This window comes from Chitinophaga rhizophila (assembly GCF_019492185.1).
Classification (GTDB): Bacteria; Bacteroidota; Bacteroidia; order Chitinophagales; family Chitinophagaceae; genus Chitinophaga; species Chitinophaga rhizophila.
In genome coordinates this window covers 577,205-594,627 of the sequence record NZ_JAICCF010000001.1, presented here as the reverse complement: position 1 = coordinate 594,627, position 17,423 = coordinate 577,205, and the positions used below count along the sequence as shown (strand labels likewise).

Below are 17,423 nucleotides of genomic sequence, written 5' to 3'. Positions count from 1 at the left end.
AGAGCGGATCGTTGTGCAGTGATCTACTGATAAAGAAGCCTTCAGATACGTCTGAAGGCTTTTTTATGAGCAGGCTAACCGGGTCAACTTTCGCGCCTTTTTTTTGATGAAAATTTGGATAGTATCAACTGTTTGTCTAAAACATATTACCAGAATCACCAGCTACTTAGTGAAGTACAGCATAATTTTTTTGGATCCGCATAGGGGTAAGTGGCTTTAAAGCGGTCATAATGGGATAGTACAAATTTGATAGATGACGCGTTTTAAACAAATTGCAATTCGCTGACTTTTTATGTGGAAACAATACCGGATACTAGGCTTTATGATATCACTCGGAATTGGTCTGGCAGCAGTACCTATTAAATTGACGGGAAGTGATGTCCATTCAGGCGGTCTGTATTTAGCGGTACGTACTATCAGATACACTTTCACAGCAGGATTTCTTGCGTTTTTTTTACATCTTTGGTTGAATCGGAAATATGCCTTGCTTTATAACAGAGAACGATATCTGGCATATTTGTTCAGTATCATATTTGTTGCTATAGCTATTTTTCTAGCTTCTATCTTATTCGATCTTGTTTTTAGCAGAGTATCCACAAACTCCTCATTATCCATTGCTATAGAGGATCTAAACTGGTATCTCATCATCTTAAGGTGCTTATTAATCAGTTCGGTACAATTTCTTATTGTGTTTTATCTGCAATTATTAAGGGAGAGGCAAAATCGTATTTTTGAATTGGAGAAGCTGAAGCAGGCACAGTTGGAAGCCGATTTATCCAATTTGAAAGAGCAGATGAGTCCTCACTTTTTGTTTAACACGCTAAATACTTTAATCTCAATAACACGGGAAAAGCAGGTAAAAGATTACGTTGCTGATCTTGCGAGTGTTTACAGATACATGCTGGTTCATAACAAGCTGCATGTTGTTTTCATAGAGAACGAATTGAATTTTATCAAGTCCTACCTCTATATTATTAAAACACGACTAGGAAGTGCAATTGAAATAGACATTGATCTTGACAGGAAATTGATGCAGACCCTGATACCGCCTTTAACATTTCAGCTTTTGCTGGAAAATGCTATTAAGCACAATGTAGCATCTGTTGTCAAGCCTTTAAGAATACAGATTTATAATGACTCGTCGTTCATTATCGTAAGCAATCATCTTAACCCAACGAAATCGCAGTATTATTCAACTGGGGTCGGACTAAGTAATTTGCTAAACCGCTATCAGCTACTATTTTCCGGAAATTTAGTAATTGAGAAAAGTTCAACGATGTTTACTGTAAAGTTGCCAATATATGAGGATTTTAATTATAGAGAATGAAATCAATACAGCAAAAGAATTGGAAAGAATATTGGTTGATCTGGATGCATCCAATGTTGTAATGGCCGTCCTTGATTCCATAGAAGATAGTGTGAAGTTTTTGTCAGGAAATGACTTGCCAGATCTGATTTTTTCTGACATTCAACTGGCAGATGGCGTGTGTTTTGACATTTTCAGGGAAGTCAATATCAAAGCACCCATAATTTTTTGTACTTCCTATGATGAATATATGCTCGATGCTTTTAAAACAAATGCAGTAAGCTATTTATTAAAGCCTATCACTAAAGATTCGGTGAAAACAGCCATGGAGAAATATCAATCACTGAAATCAGTTTTTGAATCAGCCACTGCAACGCTTACTATTGAAAAAATAAGTCAACAATTTAAAAACAACTACAAAAAATCTATACTTGTAGAGCAACGGGAAAGTATCATTCCTCTTCCTGTAAACGACATTGCTTATATTTATTTAGAAAATACGATAGTTCAAATCGGAACAACCAAAAATCACCAATATTTCATAGCGTCAACGCTTGACGAACTGGAGAGAATGCTTGATCCTGAAGTATTCTATCGCGCCAATCGTCAATTCATCATTAACAAGCTGTCCATTGTTAATGTAGAAAAAATATTCCCCCGGAAGTTGCTTGCTAAGCTTACTGTAAAAACACCCGAGTCGATAGTAATCAGCAAGGCAAACGCATCAGCCTTTCTCCGATGGCTGGAAGGCTGCTAAATCTTTCGCCGCTCTTTTTCTTTCCGGCATATCCCGTAAATGGACTATGGCCTATGCAATAACAGATGCTTAATATAGCAGGTCATTTTTAATGTATGTCCGCTTTAGCGGCTTTTTTGCCCGCCTCTCACTGATTATCCCATCAAAATTTTTCGATTACAACTTCATTTGTAGCAGAAACGAAAGTTGTATGAATTATTTGAAGTTCTTCGGATTTACACTAATACTGATAATCAAATTGTCTGTCTTTCCTGCTGCCGCACAGCTTCTTCCGCTTCATCATGGTTATGCGCATAATGACTACCATCATAAACAACCTTTGTATGAAGCACTTGGAAATGGTTATACCTATATTGAAGCAGACATTTATCTCTGGCGTAATCAACTGATTGTAGCTCACGTAATACCACAGCTACGTCTACATAAAACACTTGAACGTCTGTATCTTAAGCCACTACTCAATTGCATCAACGGAACTGATCGCACAAATATCCTCCCTGATGCGCCGATCACGCTTATGATTGATATCAAGTCGGCTAGTGAGCCTACCTATCAGGCCCTGGCTACATTGCTGAAAAAATACCATGGAATACTTTCAGAATATCGTGACGGAAAGATCATTCAGCGTCAGGTTACCATTGTCATTACAGGGCACAAGCCGACTGCATTGCTAAAAGCACAGCAACACCGTTTTGCTTTTATAGATGAGGACCTGATGCAGGTACAGAAAGATACATTAACGACCAACCTTTATCAAACGGCCAGCTGCAAATACTCCCGCTTGTTGAAATGGAACGGCCGGGGCGATTTACCTGCAGAGGAACGCCGTATACTTTGTGACTATGTCAGACAGGCGCATCGATACGGCAAAAAAGTGCGTTTGTGGGCCTCGCCTGAAAACCCTGTGGTATGGAATGCGCTATTGGACTGCGGTGTTGATCTCATTAATACTGACCGGCTTACTGATTTAAAGGAATTTTTAAACGACCGCCAGGCGATTGCCAATGTATCCCCTGGAACTTAACCTACAACTGAACTGTATATTAGCCGGGATAGTTTAAGGTGATAAGGCTTATCAGTAGGTAAAGCAGGATGAGTAGATTTTTCACGGCTACTCATCCTGCTTTGACTTGCAAGGTCTTTTACCGTTTCAATATCTTATGTGTTGTTCGCAATCCCTTATTATTGATAATATCCAATATATATGTGCCTGCAGGTAGAGCAGTAAGATTTAGTGCCTCTCTGGTACTGCCTTGATTGAGTTGTGTAGTCTTTTGGTATACGCGCCTTCCCGACATATCGGTTACAGTAACTGTTGTTACTGCCGGTATAGAAGTATTTATATCAAGACTCAAAAATCCTTCGGTTGGATTTGGATATATTTTTGAAATGAAAAATTTGTTATTTGTTATTTTTCCAGGGTATTCTGCTAGCGCTAAACTTGCTTGATTGCAACCACTTGCAGCGGTAGCCAGACTACTTTGGATATAGTTATGATAAAAGATAGGGCTCGGGTATGAAGTGCCCAATGCAGCAGCGGCGTATGAGGGATTGGTATCGTCATCCAACGGCCAGTATAAAAACAGACTGTTGGCATTTGGGTGGCAGTTGCCCAGCAACTTATTTTTCCAGGAATTGATGGTACTGGACGTGAGTGCCGTACCCCAAACGCGTACCTCATCAATAGCCAGCAGTAGGGATGCACTAGGGTCGCCACCAAAATGGCATACGGGTGTTGATCCGGAGGTGATGGCAGGAATAGCGCCTGTAAAACTAAGTGTTTGCTGCACACCATTAATATAGATTTTCATCCGGTCGGTATTGCCTGTTTGTGTGCCATCAAATACAGCAGCAACATGATACCATGTATCCGGGCTTACTACATTAGCTGCGGTGTATCCTTTAACATCCGTACCATTGGCTAATGTAAAGTGAACAGAGTTAGTTGCTTTTTGCACATACAACCTGATTCTGTCGGTATTACTCACATAGTTACGGAAAATGCCGGCTTCCGCATTTGTCCAGTCTGTGGCAGTACCATCATATTTGAAGTACGCTTCTACGGTAAAAGCAGTGGCGTTTTTAAATTGGGCAACGTTTCCCGCAATTATCCTACCTCCTATAGCATTAAAAGTTACCGCTTTTCCGAGATCAACCGGACATGGGATGGGATCTAATCCTAATGGACTTTGGATATAGCTATTATAGAAGATAGGGCTGGGGTATGAGGTACCCAACCCAGCAGCGGCGTATGATGGATTGGTATCATCATCCAACGGCCAGTATAAAAACAGACTATTGGCATTTGGGTGGCAGTTGCCCAGCAATTTGTTTTTCCAGGAATTGATGGTACTGGACGTAAGTGCTGTACTCCAAACACGTACCTCATCAATAGCCAGCAGTAGGGATGCACTAGGGTCTCCACCAAAATGGCATACGGGCGTTGATCCGGAAGTAATGGCAGGAATAGTGCCTGTAAAACTAAGTGTTTGCTGCACACCGTTAATATAGATTTTCATCCGGTCGGCATTGCCTGTTTGTGTGCCATCAAATACGGCAGCAACATGATACCATGTATCAGGGCTTACTGCATTAGCTGCGGTATATCCTTTAACATCTGTACCATTGGCCAATGTAAAGTGAATAGAGTTAGTTGCTTTCTGCACATACAACCTGATTCTGTCGGTATTACTGACATAGTTACGGAAAATGCCGGCTTCCGCATTTGTCCAGTCTGTGGCAGTACCATCATATTTGAAGTACGCTTCGACGGTAAAAGCAGTGGCGTTTTTAAATTGGGCAACGTTTCCCGCAATTATTCTACCTCCTATAGCATTAAAGGTTACAGCTTTACCATTGGTAGGTGTGGTAACATTAATGCTGACAACACTTTTCGATATACCCGCTCGGGCATCAACTACAGTTAGTTCAAATTGATATGTACCGGCTATTGTCAGGCCGGAAATGTTCTTTGTTTTGTGAGCAGCCGCAGCAGTCGTTGAGCTGGTATAGGTATTGGATATAGTAATGGTCTTCGGTCCGGAAATCTGTCTCCACAAATACCTTACTATTCCGTCTGCATCACTGGAACCACTTCCATCCAAAGTTGCATTTCCAGGAATTGTTGAAATGTTTTGTGTAGGTCCGGCATTTGCAACGGGCAATATGTTTGCGGGAAGACTTTTATTTTGACCAAGAAACCATTCATATAAACTAATAGGATTTTCATAAACCCCGTTTGGTTGATTTAAGTGATAATAGACAGCATTGTATGTTTTCCAGTCGTGTGCTCCGTTAGCGATAATGGAAAGTCTGGCACGCACAGCGGGGTTAAGCGAATTAATGCCATTTACTACATTTTCACTGTGTATTGGGGGTGTTAGGTCATCTAATGCGCCTACAAACGCCCAGAGGGGAAGGTTTGCATTTTTCACATAAGTTGGCCCGTTGGAGTTGAAATGAGCTGGTGAAGATACTGGTGCCGCTGCCGCAATTCTTCGGATGAAACTAGTATTTACGGAGATATAGTTCAATGTTCCTCCTCCTCCATAGCTTAGGCCTGTAAGATAAATCCTGTTGGTGTCCACCTTAAGATTGTTTATAGCGTAATCGATAGTTGCTTGAATATATTCAGTGTTCCATCTACTTAAATTGTTAATGGAACTACTGGCGCGGCTCATAGGTGCCATGACTACAAAAGATTCAGTATTTCCATTCCAGTTAAACGCCATTGTACTACCATCTTTTATGACTAGAGGAAGTCCGAGATTCTCAAGTTTTGGTAAATCGTTGATATTGTCACTACGTTCACCAATACCGTGCAGGAAAATGATTAGCGGGTGCATGATATTACCAGTTGGGTTGTAACCTTGTGGTCTATATTCATAAGCATAGAAGTTTTCACCGTTGGAAGTCGTTAAAGTTTTCGCTTGCCTGCTCATAACCATTTGAGCATTGGTTTCTTCGTTGATAAATGTTAAAAGCAATAGGTATAAGCCAATGAGCTTTAATGTTCTTTTCATAAATAGGAATGATTTTTTGAGTGATTTAAAAGGGAAACAGAAAATTAAATAGGGCCAAACTAAACAGTCGTTGCCAAGCTAAGGGCTTGTAATCTGGGGCATTATTGCTGTGATTATGGTAAAGTTAAACTATATCGCGTGACTAGCATATTCTAATCTTATCTAAAGTTCTGCCATTTGAGATTTGGGACGTAGTGCGTCCTGAATTGAGCCGGCCCCATTGTCGTATAATACGTAGAGTTGAAAATCAGTCATTTAGATTCCAATTGCTTACCCATGCTATTGAAGGGGATTGGAATACTTCGCGTGATATATGGAAGAAAAATCACACTTTTATTAATTATTTATGCTTTTTCTTTTTTTGATATGTTAGAGCCAAATAGAACACCAATTTGGCTCTAACGTATTATTTTTGTGGATTTAGAGCCAAATTGATGTTATGGGCAAGTTAATTTGACGGGAAAAAGAATTAAAAGTATTGAAGCTGGCAAAGGAATCTGAGACTGCTCAAAAGCCAAAGGATTAACACATTCCGAGATAATTGATGATACCGCGCTATCTAATGCTGGAAGTACAACAAGAATACTAAATGAACTGGAAGAAGGCGGCTTTATACGTAAGTATACATCATTTGGTAAAAAGAGAAAGGTAGCCTTTACCAACTAATCGATTTTATTCCCTGTTTTACATCAAATTTATACAGGGAAACCATGCATTTGTCAGAAATTCAACGTGCTCTGGGTATTAGCGGTGTTCAAACAAGCAATTCTTCCTGGATAAATACGGGTGACGGAAATAAACGCCAAATAGACCTTGTTATTGATAGAAAGGATGATGTTATTAACGTTTGTGAAATGACGTTTTCTATTGCTCCTTTTGCTATTGATAAAAAGTACCAGGGGTGTTACGAGATAAAATAGACACTTTCCGAATGGCAACATGTACCAGGAAAACTATTTTTTTGACCATGATCACCACTTTTGGAGTGGTCAAAAATATGAATGGGAATAGTATAGTTCAGAATAGTATAACTATTGATAATTTATTTGGATAATAAAAGAATTGATCAGATGCTCAATTTAAAAAATTTTGAATTACAGATAAGTGATAAGATTGTATTTCGGGGAAGGGAATATTTTGAGAATGATGCTGTTGTGGATCTGGAAGAAACTGAAGAAGGTTTATGGTACGCGGAAGTGATGGGAAGCGATACATATGAAGTAGAGGTGAAACTTTCGGGAAATAAAAAAATAGAATCATATTCATGCGATTGCCCCTATGACGGTGATATGTGCAAACATATGGTAGCTGTTTTATTTATTCTCAGGGAAGAATTACTGGACAATATTGTGAAAAAGAAGACTGCTACGAAAACTGATTTTAAGAAGTTATTGCAGAAAATAAGCCTGGAAGAATATCAGGAATTTATTCAGGCTCATGCTGCAAGTGATAAAAAGTTCAAATCATTAGTTCAACGTTACTTCGCAGATAAAGATAGTCAAATGGATATAGCTAAAAGCTATACCAAACATTTAAAAAGTTTGATAAGGAGCCGTTCGAGTGGAGATTACATTGATTATAGATCTATTTATGGACTGGCAAATGAGATTAATGGATTACTTGATGAAAGCCAGCTTCTTATAGAAAAGGGTACTTTTCTCAATGCGTTTATTATAGCACGATCGGTATTGATAGAAGTTATTGAAATAATTACTTATTGTGATGACTCTAGTGGCTACATTGGAGATATTATCAATAGTTCTATAGGATTGATAAAGAATATAGCGGAAGAAGTAAGCGTAACAATAGAAGTACAGAAAGAAATTTTCAGCTTTGTACAATCAGCGATAAGCCTTCCCATCTATTTTGATTATGGTGATTTTGGATATGATATGGTAAATATCTATTCTATCCTCGCCATAAAGTTAAATAAGCATACTTCTTATTTAAATTTTATTGATGGTCAGATTAAAAAGGCATCAACAGCCGAATATTCTTACAGGAAAGATTATTTTCTCGTGCGGAAAATAGCGTTTTTAAAAACTATAGGTAATATTAGTGATGCTCAGGCACTTGTTCAAAAAAATTTGGATATTGTTGATGTTAGACGCGGCGAGGTAAGTCGTTTGGTAGAAGAAAGAGATTTTTTTTCCGCAAAGAAATTAATAATTGAAGGAATTGAAATTGCCAGAAAAAAAGACCATCCAGGGATAGTGACGGGGTGGGAGAAGGAGCTGCTACAGATTGCTGTTTTAGAAAACGATATAGAAACAATAAGGTATTACACAAAGCATTTTGCTTTTGATCGAGGCTTCCATCTGATTTATTACAATCAATGGAAGAGTAGCTATGATATTGCTGCGTGGGAGCAAGAAATAGAAGAATACATTGAGGAAATAATATCAAGGGTTGAAACCAAATATCAAAATGAGAAGGGAAAGGTATGGTACTCACCACATACATTATTGCTCGGTTTACTCGCCCCTATCTATATCGAAGAAAAATATTGGGATCGGTTACTAAGCCTTATAAGCAATGAAATAGATTTGGATCGGTTATTACAATATCATGATCATTTATTGAATATTTACCCCGTACAGCTATTAGCATTATATCTTCCCGCCTTTGAACGGAAAGGTGATATAGTAGGAAACCGTCGGGAATATGCGGATTTGGCTAGTAAAATGATAATGGTAATAGAGACTATTCCTGTGGGAAAAGACGAAATCATTTTCGTTGCAGAGGAGATATGCCGTAAATATCCCCGGAGGCCTGCTATGATAGATGAACTGCGTAGGGTTATCAATATACGAACTAAGATGACGTGAGCCTTAAATAAGTAAAGTGGATATAATAAGCAAGTCCTTGCTTAAATATATCCACTTTTACTTTCTGCGGGGTGGGAGGGACAACTTTCGAACCTATTCTTATCAGATCTGGAGAAGATAGCTTCATTTTACAATGAGTATATTTAAATATATGAATATATTTATTTGATTTACAGATGTTTGTATTCATTTGAATAGCCTATTCGCGTGTTTTCCATTTTTTTGGTAATTTTACTTCAAATGAATATTAATGATACCAGAAGTAAACTTAAAAATATCATTGACGGAGTTATCATTGAGGGGGCAACAGATAATTGCACAGCAACCAGAAATATCCTATGCTCAAGCTTTAGCACAAGTACAACGGTTAAGAGAGACTTCGAAAGTAAATCAATCTCAAAAAAAGAGCAGGTCGAATTCTTAAGGAAATATGCCTTAGAAAACGCTCTATTAATAGAACAAGCCCCAAGCGAATCCCAATTTCTTGCGAGAGGAGGTGAAGCAAAAGTTTATTTTGAAGCAGAAACAAAAAGTGTCATTAAAATCAATGATGGAATTTACTACGCTACCTGGCTGGAGTTCTTTAACAGCATCGTGATTCACAATCTTCTTTTTCCAAATACAGCTTATAGTTTTCTTGGATTTATTGAAATTGAAGATGATTTCTTTGCCGTCTTAAAACAGCCATTTGTTACAGCAGACGATGTAGTTGACTTATTAGATGTTAAGAAATTACTGGCATACAATGGTTTTGAAAATACATTAAGAAAAGGACTGCCCACTAATAACTATTATAATAAGGAACTAGGTTTGATACTTGAGGATATACACGACGAGAATGTTATAGTCAAATCCAATACACTTTTCTTTATTGATACTGTATTCTATACTGCTTTTCAATAGCAATAATTATTGCCTGTTTTTTGGATGCTGATGGATTAATTTACATTCACAATAAGTAAAAGATAAAATATCGAAAGCCCACGCCTTCCAAATCAATTTTCTTAGAGAATAATTTTTAGTCATGTTAAATCTGATCCCCTATCAACATCTTGAACTTTTTTAAGTCCCTTATGCATAAAAAGCAAGCATTGCTCATTCCTGAAGACTATAATGATTTTTTTTACTGGGTGAAGGAAAGAACGGAAGCATTCTGGAGTAAAAGCAAATCCTCAAACAATACAGAGGGATATCCCTGTCCTGAATGGGCAGAAGGGGCAAAATGGATCGGAATGACCAATGAACAAATCGATTCCATCGAAGCAAAGTATGGCATCACGTTTATGCCAGAGCATAGAGCCTTCTTACACATTCTGCATACCATAGACAGGAAAGAGGTAAATGAGTATGAAGAAGAAGGAGAAACCCAAACTTATCAACGATCCTTTTTCTACAATTGGTTGGAAGATGAGGATGAAATCGTTTCTAAACTAGACTGGCCTTATGGGACCATATTTGAGGATGTATCACCATCCCAGGGTGTATGGCTAAAGTCCTGGGGCGCCAGGCCAGCGTCTGTAGAAGAGAAAGAACGCATTTTTGCCGACTGGTATGCGAAAGCACCGAAATTACTACCGCTTACATCACATAGATTTTTAGTTAGTCAGGCAGGTCTGGCTGATCGTCCCGTGCTCTCTGTTTATGGGTCCGATACTATTATATATGGATGGGATCTCCGGTTGTATCTGCTTAATGAGATCACAGATCATTTGGATCTCTACATGCCGGTGTTTGACGAAGAGGATCAATGCTATTATCCTGAGTATAGGGATGAATTAAGGGAAGTGTTTGACCTTGCTGGACAAAAGTTACCTGGTAAAGATATTCCATATTGGAAGGAATTAATACTGTATTGGAGCTCAGGTTGGTCAAGCTTTGGATTAAAACCTCCTGGTGACAATGGGGAGATGGTCCAGCCTATTATGCCTACATATGTACCAGAGGAACAGGAAGCTACTCAGAAAACGTTTAGAACGTTTGGATAAATGAGGACATAAAGGAACTCATTTGGTCCCGCATAACGTTTGTGGTCAAACAAAAGGGGGAGAGCCTGATCTTTTTTATGGGAAAAAACGATTCAACAAAAAAGCCTCCAAGTCTTTCAACTTGAAGGCTTTCCAGCTTGCGGAGAAAGAGGGATTCGAACCCCCGGACCTTTGACAGTCAACGGTTTTCAAGACCGCCGCATTCGACCGCTCTGCCATTTCTCCGCTGCAAAAGTATAAAACTGATTGAATTTACAAAAAAATATTTTTGCTAATACATGCTCATCCATGTAAAGTCCTTTATGATATTGGGTTTGCTCAGGAAAAAAAACTATTTTTAGGCATCACAGATACCCAGTACGGACTTAAACATGCAAGCTAAACTCAATTTCCTGTACCCATTTTTTATCCTGCTGTTTGCCAACATTGCCAATTCGCAGGCTCAGTTGACGTGTACAGAGATCGGTCAGAACCCCTCTACAGCATTTCCCGTCTGTGGAACTAAAATATTCAGTCAGGAATCGGTACCTGCCTGCGGTGGAAAGACCATTTTCGGCCCTAGTTGTACTAATGAGGGAGACGGCTTGCATACCGATATCAATCCGTACTGGTATAAGTTTACCTGTTATAAAGCTGGAACACTAGGATTTACGATCACGCCAAAGGAACTGGCGGATGACTATGACTGGCAACTATTTGACATTACCGGGCATAATCCGGAGCATGTGTTTTCAGACCGTAACCTGAGCATGTATGTCTGCATGAACTGGTCAGGGGAGGGCGGCGTTACCGGCGCTTCTGCAGCAGGCACTTCTTTCGATGTATGTGGAGGAATGGGACAGCCGTTGTTCAGCAGAATGCCAACGCTGGTGCAGGGGCATGAATACCTGTTACTCCTAAGTCATTTTACGCCTGACTCTCAGTCCGGATACGATCTGGAGTTTTCGGGTGGCACTGCTGATATTACCGGTCCGGGTATCCCGGCTATCAGGTGGGCTAATTATTATTGTCTGGATAATGCAGTTGGCATTAGGCTTAGTAAAGGGATACTTTGTAAAACCCTGACTACGGCAGGCACCGAATTTGCATTGACCAGCGGTAGTGGAACAGTAGTATCCGCTGCCGGCATTAATTGTTCCACTGGCTTTGATACAGACTCTATCTTACTGAAATTTAACGGGCCGCTGCCACCGGGTGATTATACTCTTTCTGTCAGAAATGGCAATGATGGAAATACAGTGTTGGATGTATGTGGTAACAGTCTTGCGGTAGGTGAGCAGGTGAGATTTCATATAGCCCGTCCGCCGGATATTTTGCTAAGAAACATGCTGCCGGTAGGATGTGCCCCTGAGAGACTTAAAATTCCCCTTTCAGGAGCTGTGCGTTGCGAATCTATTGCGGCAAACGGATCGGATTTCAGGATTTCCGGTACGCCACAGGCAGTAATCCGTAGCGCTGCCGGGATATGTAATGGTAGTAATCTTACAGATACTGTTGTCCTGGAACTAACACAACCATTATACAGAGAAGGAAATTATACCATTACGTTAACTACCGGCAGCGACGGCAATGCTATATTAGGGGAATGCGGACAGCCGGTCGCTACCGGACAAACAGTAACTTTCAGCACCGTCGATACTGTGTCTGCAAATTTTGCCCTGGGACTTAACAGAAATTGTAAGGTAAGTGTACTGGACCTGACGCATGATGGCATCCACGATGTGAATTTCTGGCGCTGGACTTTTGACTCTTCTGATGTCAGATACACGCAGAATGTCAATAAAATATACGGGGATTTTGGGTTGAAAAAGGTGTCGCTGTATGTTTCTAACGGCGTATGTTCAGATTCTGTGTACAGGGAGATTCCGCTGGATAGAAGTCTGGGGGCTTTTTTTGATGTGGATCCGGGACCTTACTGTCCGATGGATGTAATTACTCCGGTAAATAAAAGCTTTGGCAGTATTATTTCCTATTCCTGGGACTATGGGAACGGTGTCACCAGCACAGCGCCTGAGCCTGTAGCACAGCAATACTATCCTACCAGGAAGGAGCAGGACTACCGGATCAGATTGATCGTGCAGGATACTGAAAATTGCCACGATACTGTAGATCACGTTATTACCGCCGTTACGAGTTGTTATATTGATGTGCCGACCGCGTTTTCGCCTAATAATGATGGGAAAAATGACTTCCTGTACCCTTTGAGTGCCTATAAGGCAACCGATCTTGAGTTTTCGGTATATAATCGCCTGGGACAGCTGGTATTTCAGACTACAAACTGGACGCAGAAATGGGATGGCACTGTCAATGGTTTACCCGCCGACATTGGTACCTACGTCTGGATGTTACGTTATACGATACGGGAGTCTGGTAAGAAGGTATTCCGTAAAGGAACAACAGTACTGCTGCGTTAGTGGCGGTACTGGCTGACGTGATCAGGCTGCGATTGAAGAAGGAGTTTGAGCGTTTGAAGTATGTACTTCGCAGCCGCGACAACTTTTCCAGTTTTTAATATGAGCAGTAATAAGTAAAGCCGCACCACCGAATTTGAGTCCCATTTCGATGACGCTGCCATGAATGAAGTTGCCAGCTATCATCAACAGTAATCCTGCTGCGAAATAGAACAACACAGATTTTTGTCCGTGCAAGCGCTTATATCCTCTCCAGATAGCCCAGCCTCCTATACTCATAGAGACAAATACTGTCAATACTTCCAGATAAACATTCTCAAGAATATCTATGTCAAATAACGTCAGCGTCGTAAAGATGACTGGAAGTAAAATACAGTGAATTGCACAGGCTAAAGAAGCGCCTATACCAATTGCATCCCATTTCATTTCGTAGGCCTGACCAGCCTCCCTGTTACTTGTTCTAAGTTTATCCATAATTCCTCTTTTCGTTCTGCGGGGAAACAAAAATAGATAAATGAAACCGGGATGCAAAAAATATTTACGCTAGATAGGGAGATTAGATAGTTCTCTGAAAAATAACTTATTGGTAATGAATTAGCTAGTGCCAGATTTGCCATCGCTTTCTGAGGTGGTGAAGTGAAGGGAGGGGCAACCGCCAATAAAAATCCCGGACCAGCATAGAGGATTGTCCTCATTACATAGTCCGGGATCAGTTATAAATTATAGATTAGACGAGATGTGCGGTACAATTATACAGTTCGCACTCCCATTTGTCGTCGTTTACTGTAAACCTGGTGACAGAGGTGTTTTTCAAGGTTGCGTCCTGCACCAGCGATGGAGCCAGTTGTTTTAACAGGTGACGGATGAAGCTGCCATGGCTGACCAGAATAATGCGTTTTCCGGCATGTGCTATGATCAGATCATCCAGGAAGGACATTCCCCTGGTCAGTACGGTTTGTTCAGTTTCCATACCTAGTTCCAGTTGACGCCATCCAGATCCCCACTTCACCAGTCTCTCAGCTTCTGTAGTTCCTTCGGTTAGTCCACCGGAGACTTCCATCAATCTTTTGTCTTCGCGTATATCATCAATACCAAGGCTGGCAGCAATGATTTCGCCTGTCTTTTTAGCACGGGATAACTGGCTGGTATAGATAATATCCCAAGGCTCATCGGAAAGACGTATACCAAGTTTCCTGGCTTGTTCCAGTCCTTCATCATCCAATGGGATATCTGTGCTTCCCTGCATTTTTCCCTCTTTGTTCCATGCTGTACTTCCGTGACGGATCAGGGCGATACGTGTCATAGGCACTCTTGTGTTGGTTGCCGCAAATATACGGCATCATTCCCGGGAATGGAAACTTCAGAGCAATTCGGCCTCGCTGATAAGGTTGTTTTTCAGTGCAAATACTACTACTCCGGCAGTGTTTTTAACATTCATTTTTTCCAGTATGCGTGTACGATGTCCCTCAACAGTACGTTTACTCAGGAATATCTTATCGCCGATTTCCTGAGCGGTAAATTGCTGGCAGATCAGTCGGATAATTTCTTTTTCACGGTCTGTAAACGTAACGGCCGTATTGTCGCGGGTTGGATTGAATCGGCTCCTTACAATCATGGATGCGAGCTTAGCTGAAGTCTGGCGGCAGTAGAAAATGTTATCTTCGTAGACGCTGTTGATAGCTTCGATTATCTCGTTTTTGTCAGCATTTTTTAGCAGATATCCCTTTGCGCCGGCTTCCAGCATTTCAACAATAAGCTCTTCTTCGTCAAACATTGAGAGGGCTATGATTTTAACCTGCGGATGACTTTGCAGGAGGGTGCGGGTGGCGGTAATGCCGTCCATGAGTGGCATTTTCAGGTCTGTCATGACAACATCTGCTTCTACCGTTGTTAGCAGTGCCAGCAGTTCCCTGCCATTGTTGGCCTGTCCTACGAGGGTAATATCAGGTTGTCTTGAAAGCATCAAGGCGAGTCCGTCACGGAATATCTCATGATCGTCGGCTATCACTAGTCTGATGGCGTGATTCATTAAATGTATTAATTGGGGTATGAGTGTGTGTCTGGGAATTAACGTAGTATAAAGTTACATTATCCGGCTGGTATTTTCACGAAATAGTTAGTGCCTTGCCCGGGCACAGAATCTATAGTGAGCGAGCCCCTGAGGATATCAGTACGGATAGCGAGACTTTTCATGCCTAGTCCTGTAGACTCAGCGCTTGCTTTTTTAACGTCAAAGCCGATACCGTTTTCTTTGACAAGTACAAGATAAAAGCCGCTTTCTTTTGTCAGTACAATCTGAAGCTGTGTGGCATTGGCATGTTTGAGTGTGTTATGGGTAATTTCCTGTATGATGCGGAAAATGTGTATTTCCTTGTCCTGAGCGATTTCTATCTTGCCGGAGGTATGAAATTTAATGTCAAGGGGCTGCTTTTCCGATAGCTGGCGGATAAATTCGTGAAGTGCTTCTGTCAGTCCTTTACGTTCTAATGTAGCTGGTAGCAGGTTGTGAGATATTTGCCGGAGCCCTTTGATTACATCATCGATATAACCGGATGAACGTGCAATGATCTGGTGATCTCGCTGGTCTGTCACTTCGATACTGTGCAGATTCAGTTTTATGGTAGACAGCAAGGGGCCCATACTATCATGGAGATCTGCGGCTATTCGCTTACGCTCGTTTTCCAGGATGGTAATCTCAGCAACAATACGTTCACGTTGCATTTGTATATAACGACGGTGATACAGGACAATGGATACGACAAAAAATACAATGATAACGGCTATCAGTACAGAAATGAAGATGGTGATATAGAATATTTTGTCATCCATGGAGTATCGTGATTTGGGGCGTTGGGGCGAAGGCTATGCATCAAAATGCTTATTAAAATAATAGGAAGGCTTAACAGGAATACATAGCACTGCGATTGCGTATATCAAATTTACAAAAGCATTGATATAATTAAACATAAAAATAATTCGCAGCGATAATACCGTGTCAGAACCTATGAACATAGCGGCTTCATAGATAATCTGATAAATGAAGATGATTATAAATCCCATACAGACCAGAAAGCGGGCGTTTCTGAATAATGATTTATTATCCTTCACAATCAGGTAGTTGATTTCGTTGATACTGAGGAGGACAGAGATAAAGGCATAGGTTACCCTGAAATACGGGCTGAAGGTCTCTAATTTGTTGAAGATGATATTTTCGGTGATCCATATCGCTGCAAAACCGGATAATAATCCGATAAAAAGCAGTCGTTTTCGTTTGAGCGTACCCCATACGAAGAACTGGTATATGATCACAATTGACTCTGCAAGGCCATATAAGTTTACTGTAACAGCATTGCTGGTATGCATGATACGGATGCAGATGAAGCTGATCGTTTCTGATAGGAAAGCCAGCGAAAGAAGTAACAGGAAGGGCTGAAAGTTTGCAACAGTCTTGTTGAAACGTATCAGCCCTATCGTTAACGGAATAATGACCAACTGGCTTACCAGGAAGGCGCCTATATTATTCATCAGGACAAGGAGAATGTGGAATGATTATAATGCGCTTTTACACAGAGGAGGACAACGCTGTCCACTCTCCATAGCCTGTTCCATTGAAGCTGCTCTAGCAGGAGCAATACCAGGAATATTCGCCGCCTTCTCCCGGCTTACAAGGGTAGTTAGGATGTCTTTGCCATTGGCGTCAACCGGAAGTAACACCATTCTAACCTGTCCTTTCTGGTCTTTGCCAAGGTAAATGCGGAGGCCTTCTGCGCCTTTTGCATTGAGGATAGCAGCAATAGCATGGCGATTAAAGGTTTCGCCTTCAGGAAGATTAAAAGCACTGTCAAGATAATTGCCTGGCAGTTTACTTTGTAATTCTCTTCTTCCTATTAAAAATCCCTGTCGCAGACTACGTGCTTCCTCTATGGGAATGACATGTTCAAAGGCTCTTCCTTTATCCAGTGGGATGTCGCCTTTAGGAGGACGGGGTTTATCTATACACGCTGAAAATGCCGCCAGGAGCAGCGTTGCAAAAAGAATGCGTGTCATGTTGCAGTAATTCATAATTGAGGTTTTATGATGAATGAATAGCTAAACTAATGGATACGGGTGGTAT

At 40.7% G+C, this 17,423-nt stretch carries 15 protein-coding genes and 1 tRNA gene; 8 read left to right on the top strand and 8 right to left on the bottom strand.

What is annotated here, in order from left to right; genetic code table 11:
- Window positions 1-292: 292 nt before the first annotated feature.
- The 3 genes from K1Y79_RS02185 (at window position 293) to K1Y79_RS02175 (ending at window position 3,087) form a co-directional block, all read left to right on the top strand.
- Entirely contained in the window at window positions 293-1,327 is a 1,035-nt protein-coding gene (locus K1Y79_RS02185) for a sensor histidine kinase (RefSeq protein WP_220248362.1), read from the top strand.
- Entirely contained in the window at window positions 1,302-2,063 is a 762-nt protein-coding gene (locus K1Y79_RS02180; protein WP_220248361.1) for a LytR/AlgR family response regulator transcription factor, read from the top strand. The genes K1Y79_RS02185 and K1Y79_RS02180 overlap by 26 nt, the downstream gene beginning before the upstream one ends.
- Before the next feature lie 190 nt (window positions 2,064-2,253).
- Complete coding sequence (locus tag K1Y79_RS02175; RefSeq protein WP_220248360.1) at window positions 2,254-3,087, top strand: phosphatidylinositol-specific phospholipase C/glycerophosphodiester phosphodiesterase family protein; 834 nt, start codon at window positions 2,254-2,256, stop codon at window positions 3,085-3,087.
- Window positions 3,088-3,205: 118 nt separating this feature from the next.
- On the opposite strand, the gene K1Y79_RS02170 is transcribed toward K1Y79_RS02175, so the two are convergent.
- Window positions 3,206-6,085, bottom strand: coding sequence for a LamG-like jellyroll fold domain-containing protein (locus K1Y79_RS02170; protein WP_220248359.1), 2,880 nt, complete (start codon window positions 6,083-6,085; stop codon window positions 3,206-3,208).
- A gap of 710 nt (window positions 6,086-6,795) precedes the next feature.
- Between K1Y79_RS02170 and K1Y79_RS02165 the strand changes: the two genes are divergently transcribed.
- The 4 genes from K1Y79_RS02165 (at window position 6,796) to K1Y79_RS02150 (ending at window position 10,898) form a co-directional block, all read left to right on the top strand.
- Complete coding sequence (locus K1Y79_RS02165; protein ID WP_220248358.1) at window positions 6,796-7,005, top strand: hypothetical protein; 210 nt, start codon at window positions 6,796-6,798, stop codon at window positions 7,003-7,005.
- A 150-nt stretch (window positions 7,006-7,155) separates the two neighbouring features.
- Window positions 7,156-8,913, top strand: coding sequence for an SWIM zinc finger family protein (locus K1Y79_RS02160; protein ID WP_220248357.1), 1,758 nt, complete (start codon window positions 7,156-7,158; stop codon window positions 8,911-8,913).
- A 240-nt stretch (window positions 8,914-9,153) separates the two neighbouring features.
- On the top strand, window positions 9,154-9,816 hold the full coding sequence (locus K1Y79_RS02155; RefSeq protein ID WP_220248356.1) for a putative polyvalent protein kinase domain-containing protein: 663 nt from the start codon (window positions 9,154-9,156) through the stop codon (window positions 9,814-9,816).
- 170 nt (window positions 9,817-9,986) lie between these two features.
- Window positions 9,987-10,898: a hypothetical protein gene (locus K1Y79_RS02150; protein WP_220248355.1), complete on the top strand. Its 912-nt coding sequence runs from the start codon at window positions 9,987-9,989 to the stop codon at window positions 10,896-10,898.
- 140 nt (window positions 10,899-11,038) lie between these two features.
- Here K1Y79_RS02150 and K1Y79_RS02145 read toward each other — a convergent pair.
- Window positions 11,039-11,123: transfer RNA gene (locus K1Y79_RS02145), tRNA-Ser, on the bottom strand.
- Between the two features lie 146 nt (window positions 11,124-11,269).
- Between K1Y79_RS02145 and K1Y79_RS02140 the strand changes: the two genes are divergently transcribed.
- Window positions 11,270-13,312 carry a T9SS type B sorting domain-containing protein gene (locus tag K1Y79_RS02140; protein WP_220248354.1) on the top strand — a complete coding sequence of 681 codons (2,043 nt, stop codon included), beginning with the start codon at window positions 11,270-11,272 and terminating at the stop codon, window positions 13,310-13,312.
- A 21-nt stretch (window positions 13,313-13,333) separates the two neighbouring features.
- Here K1Y79_RS02140 and K1Y79_RS02135 read toward each other — a convergent pair whose 3' ends face one another.
- From K1Y79_RS02135 to K1Y79_RS02110, 6 genes are all read right to left on the bottom strand, one after another.
- Window positions 13,334-13,783, bottom strand: coding sequence for a MerC domain-containing protein (locus K1Y79_RS02135; RefSeq protein ID WP_220248353.1), 450 nt, complete (start codon window positions 13,781-13,783; stop codon window positions 13,334-13,336).
- A gap of 253 nt (window positions 13,784-14,036) precedes the next feature.
- Window positions 14,037-14,612, bottom strand: coding sequence for a histidine phosphatase family protein (locus K1Y79_RS02130; protein WP_220248352.1), 576 nt, complete (start codon window positions 14,610-14,612; stop codon window positions 14,037-14,039).
- A gap of 57 nt (window positions 14,613-14,669) precedes the next feature.
- Window positions 14,670-15,338, bottom strand: coding sequence for a response regulator transcription factor (locus K1Y79_RS02125; protein WP_220248351.1), 669 nt, complete (start codon window positions 15,336-15,338; stop codon window positions 14,670-14,672).
- Between the two features lie 59 nt (window positions 15,339-15,397).
- Entirely contained in the window at window positions 15,398-16,138 is a 741-nt protein-coding gene (locus K1Y79_RS02120; RefSeq protein ID WP_220248350.1) for a sensor histidine kinase, read from the bottom strand.
- 33 nt (window positions 16,139-16,171) lie between these two features.
- Window positions 16,172-16,834, bottom strand: a complete 663-nt coding sequence (locus K1Y79_RS02115; RefSeq protein WP_220248349.1) for a hypothetical protein — start codon at window positions 16,832-16,834, stop codon at window positions 16,172-16,174.
- A 24-nt stretch (window positions 16,835-16,858) separates the two neighbouring features.
- The gene (locus tag K1Y79_RS02110) at window positions 16,859-17,371 is read right to left on the bottom strand and encodes a hypothetical protein (protein WP_220248348.1); all 513 of its coding nucleotides are present in this window, start codon (window positions 17,369-17,371) and stop codon (window positions 16,859-16,861) included.
- Window positions 17,372-17,423: the final 52 nt, after the last annotated feature.